At 54.8% G+C, this 3,622-nt stretch carries 4 protein-coding genes; 2 read left to right on the forward strand and 2 right to left on the reverse strand.

The genetic code is table 11. The features are described 5' to 3' along the window. The first annotated feature begins 961 nt into the window (after nt 1-961). Both ACILSL_RS27305 and ACILSL_RS27310 read left to right on the forward strand, forming a co-directional pair. A complete protein-coding gene (locus ACILSL_RS27305) occupies nt 962-1,912 on the forward strand; it encodes a hypothetical protein (RefSeq protein WP_395735235.1) in 951 nt (316 codons plus the stop codon). After that, entirely contained in the window at nt 1,909-2,739 is an 831-nt protein-coding gene (locus tag ACILSL_RS27310; RefSeq protein ID WP_395735236.1) for a formylglycine-generating enzyme family protein, read from the forward strand. Before ACILSL_RS27305 ends, ACILSL_RS27310 begins: the two co-directional genes overlap by 4 nt. Nucleotides 2,740-2,754: 15 nt before the next feature. Here ACILSL_RS27310 and ACILSL_RS27315 read toward each other — a convergent pair whose 3' ends face one another. Both ACILSL_RS27315 and ACILSL_RS27320 read right to left on the reverse strand, forming a co-directional pair. Then, nucleotides 2,755-3,216 carry a hypothetical protein gene (locus ACILSL_RS27315; RefSeq protein WP_395735237.1) on the reverse strand — a complete coding sequence of 154 codons (462 nt, stop codon included), beginning with the start codon at nt 3,214-3,216 and terminating at the stop codon, nt 2,755-2,757. A gap of 11 nt (nt 3,217-3,227) precedes the next feature. Continuing rightward, a partial coding sequence (locus tag ACILSL_RS27320; RefSeq protein WP_395735238.1) for a hypothetical protein occupies nt 3,228-3,622 on the reverse strand: 395 nt, incomplete at its 5' end.

A 3,622-nucleotide genomic window follows, 5' to 3' on the forward strand; every position in this document is an offset into this window, starting at 1 on the left:
TCATCTGGTTGATAAGAGTGGGAAATTCATTCTCGAAGATTTCCGAGATGCTGCACCGCGTTGGGGATGCTTGAGCTATTGCCTCATACTCGTGTCACAGCCCCTGGGCTGGTGGATCGCTTTCCAAATCGTGTTTAAATTATTAAAATATTGGCAAAGTAATTAGCAACGCGAAGGAGGCCGCGCTTGATCGCGGTGCATCCTGACGTCGGCGAGTGCGTCATCGAAGAGGGTGCGGATGAATTCGGCCTTAGCCTTTCTGCGCGGTAGCACTGGCGGCTCCACGCGCCGGTCACTTTTTGGATTTTGACGAACTGCGTGCTTTGGTGGGGCTTTGTGTATTCCCAGCAAGTGCGTCATCGAAGAGTGTGCGGATGAATTCGGCCTTGTTGGCGTAGCCTTTCTGCGCGGCGAGCTTTGCCTGGGCTGCGTCTTTCTCGGCGCTGATGTATGCCCCGGCCAGTTAGGTTCCGCTTTGTCGTTGGTTCGGCACTTTTATGAAAACAGGGACTCGCTGCAACTGTTGAGCCTTCTGCATGTCCCGGTCATCATCTAGCCAGGGCCAGCTGACGGCTTCACCCCTCATTAGTCAAGTCTTGGGACTTGCGGGATCGTTATCCGACTGCTTAATCTCGCGCCACCCTGCAGGCAGTAACCGATGCGCTTCTTTCAAGAAATCGGAGCGAAAGGCAGGACGCGTAAATCGAAATGTGACTGTGTGCCTAGAGGATTCCCATTCTGCTCTTCCCGTGCCAGTTGTGCTGCTGAGTGATTGTGACTCCAAATCCTTGCCTTCGGTTTAAACCCCCGCTTTGATGCCGGTGCCTTCATGGCGAAATCTGATGTCTTTGACCGACCACCAAGCCAAATACCTCGCCTATGAGCTGACGAAGCGCTGTCCATCTGACAGCGTGGAAAAGATGGCGGGCGAGTGCATCGAACCGCAGCCAGCAAACGATTCATGACGCTTCCTTCCGAACTGATCTCCCGCCTGCAAGCCCTGAAGGCTTTGCTTGATCTTGGCGATGTCGAGCTGGCCTCATCTGCTGCTGCCAGGCTTCAGACGCATCGGGAGATTGGTAACATTGCACAGATCATCGAATGTTTCGGTGCACACCGCTACGCGGAGGCAGGCAGGCTCATCACCACGGTATTGACCGAGGGCACGCGGCTGGTGCGCTGGGCTGATCCAGAAATCACGCTGCTGGAGGCTGAATTGGAGCGGCTGTCATCAGATCTGGCCGAGGCGGAGGCCGAACAAGCGGATCTCGATCATCAGATTTCCCGATTTCATGCTGCCCACCATCAAAGCCTTGGCGATCGATTAGCGAAGCTGCTGCGGCTGCGCCTGATTGTTCGTATTAGAGCGGCAGCGGCAGACCCGACGAAGGCTGAGGAGGCCAAGGAAGCACAGCAAGATTTCGACGACTTTCAAAAAGAGAGCACCGCACAGGAGGCCGAGAATGCCCGCACGAAGTGGGATTTGTCCGAGGAGGAGCAGCAGGAACTGAAAAAGCTCTTCCGCAGCGCCTCGAAGAAATGCCATCCAGATGTCGTGCCGGTGGAGCATCAGGCAGCAGCAGCGGCCATGTTCCGTGATTTGACCGAAGCGTATCAGACGGGCAATCTCGTCCGCGTGAGGCACCTCGCTGCTCAGGCAGCAGCCGGCGTCTTTACTGCCGCAGCGGGAGCCTCTGCGGCAGATCAAAAAGCCACCCTTCAGGCACGCATCCAAGCAGTTCGTTCCGCCTTGGAAAAAGTCCGCGCCGACTTGGCGGCAGTTCAGCAGTCGGCGGCTTATCATGTCATGTCCCAGCATCCCGACTGGGACGCCTATTTTGAAATTCAGGCAGCGAAGCTTGACCACGAGATTGAACGACTATCTCAAGCCGTGGAGGGCTCGGATTCATGAGCGACGACCAGAACCTCCAACTCGAACTTCAGATCAATTCCTCGAAGGCGCTGGTGCGCCGCATGGACCAGCAGATTGATCTGGTGGACCGCTTGCTGGCCGAGTCAGCGGCTCAGGCTTTGGTTGTGCCGTCCAACTTCACGAACAGCCTCGGCATGAAGATGATCTGGTGTCCTGCGGGCACCTTTCTGATGGGCAGCCCAGCAAATGAAGAGTGGCGGAATGAATGTGAAAACCAAGTCCAAGTGCAGATCAGCCAGGGGTTTTGGCTGGCACGCACGCCAGTGACTCAGGGCCAGTGGCAGGCCCTGATGGGCAGCAATCCAAGCAAATTTGAAGGTAGCAAGGATCTGCCTGTGGAGAATGTGAGCTGGGATGATGCTCAGGAATTTTGCACCAAGTTGAATGTCGGACAAGGTGACCATCCTGGCTATCGCTATGCCTTGCCGAGTGAAGCGCAGTGGGAATACGCCTGCCGTGCTGGGGAGACAGGGCCGTATTCCGGCGGTACCGTGGATGATGTGGCGTGGTATTGGAACAACAGTGAAGAGCAAACCCACGATGTAGGCCAAAAGAAGCCGAATGCCTGGGGGCTGCATGACATGCACGGGAATGTGATAGAGTGGTGTGCCGACTGGTATGCTGACACGTTGCAAGGTGGAGTAGATCCCAAGGGGCCTCAATCGGGCGCGTACCGTGTGTACCGCGGCGGCGGCTGGGTCAGCTACATCGCCGCCTTCTGCCGTGCCGCCTACCGTATGAGGAAATCCCCGGACGGCCGGAGCGACCGCGTGGGCTTCCGCCTCGCCCTTGTTCCATACTGTTGATTGGGTAATTAAAAATCACAATATTTCATTAAGGTTAGCCACTTCCACACGGCTCACCCCTGGAATGGCACACCTTTTTGTGCCGTCGAAATACTTGTGGTGTTTCATGATCCAAGAGTTCGCCCTTTCCGTGGCTGGCAGCATGAAATCTGGATGCGCGTAATATCCGCGATCATCTCCAAGCACAAAGCGACCCCTTACATCTGCTTCCTCGATTGGCTTGAACTCAATTGGGCGTGAACGGAGCTTTTCTGAGCGAACATACTCCCCATACGTGAACGTCCCGAAGAAATCCAATACATGTCCACCGCCTGCATCACACGCCACATGGTCATAACGATTTCCGTCTTCTTTGACCCAAAGCAGTGGGTATCCGTATAGCGAACGGAGTGCCAACGCGAAGACATGACAGCCGCCAGCTCTAAAGAGACGCGTGTCGGGATGTTCAAGTAGATATAATGCCCGTGCTTCCATCATGAGTTGGTACGCTATAACTTGTTTTTTGATTGGCCGGGCTTGCCCAGGTAAATTTCTCGCCCAATCCGCTCAAATTCTTTGGATTCAAAAATCGTCTTCTCGGCGAATTTGTCGAGATTCTTGTCGAGCGCCCACCACTGCACATAAAGCTCAGCCAAAGCCTGATGGTCAGCTACGAGGTCGCGCTTTCGATATGTGAGCGAACTCATATCGCCGTGAGCGGGGCCACAACGAAGATCGTGAATCTCCTGAAGGTCAGACGCAATGGACTCATCGAATACGTCGAAAGCAGGTTTGAGGAGGACAAACGCCTGATTAAAACTCATGCCGTGAACACGCTTGTGCAGTTGTTGGCGATACTTGTCATCAGTTCCAAGAACCATTCGTGAAAGTTGCGAAAAAAGGA

The organism is Prosthecobacter sp. (genome assembly GCF_044222345.1).
Lineage (GTDB): Bacteria > Verrucomicrobiota > Verrucomicrobiia > Verrucomicrobiales > Verrucomicrobiaceae > Prosthecobacter.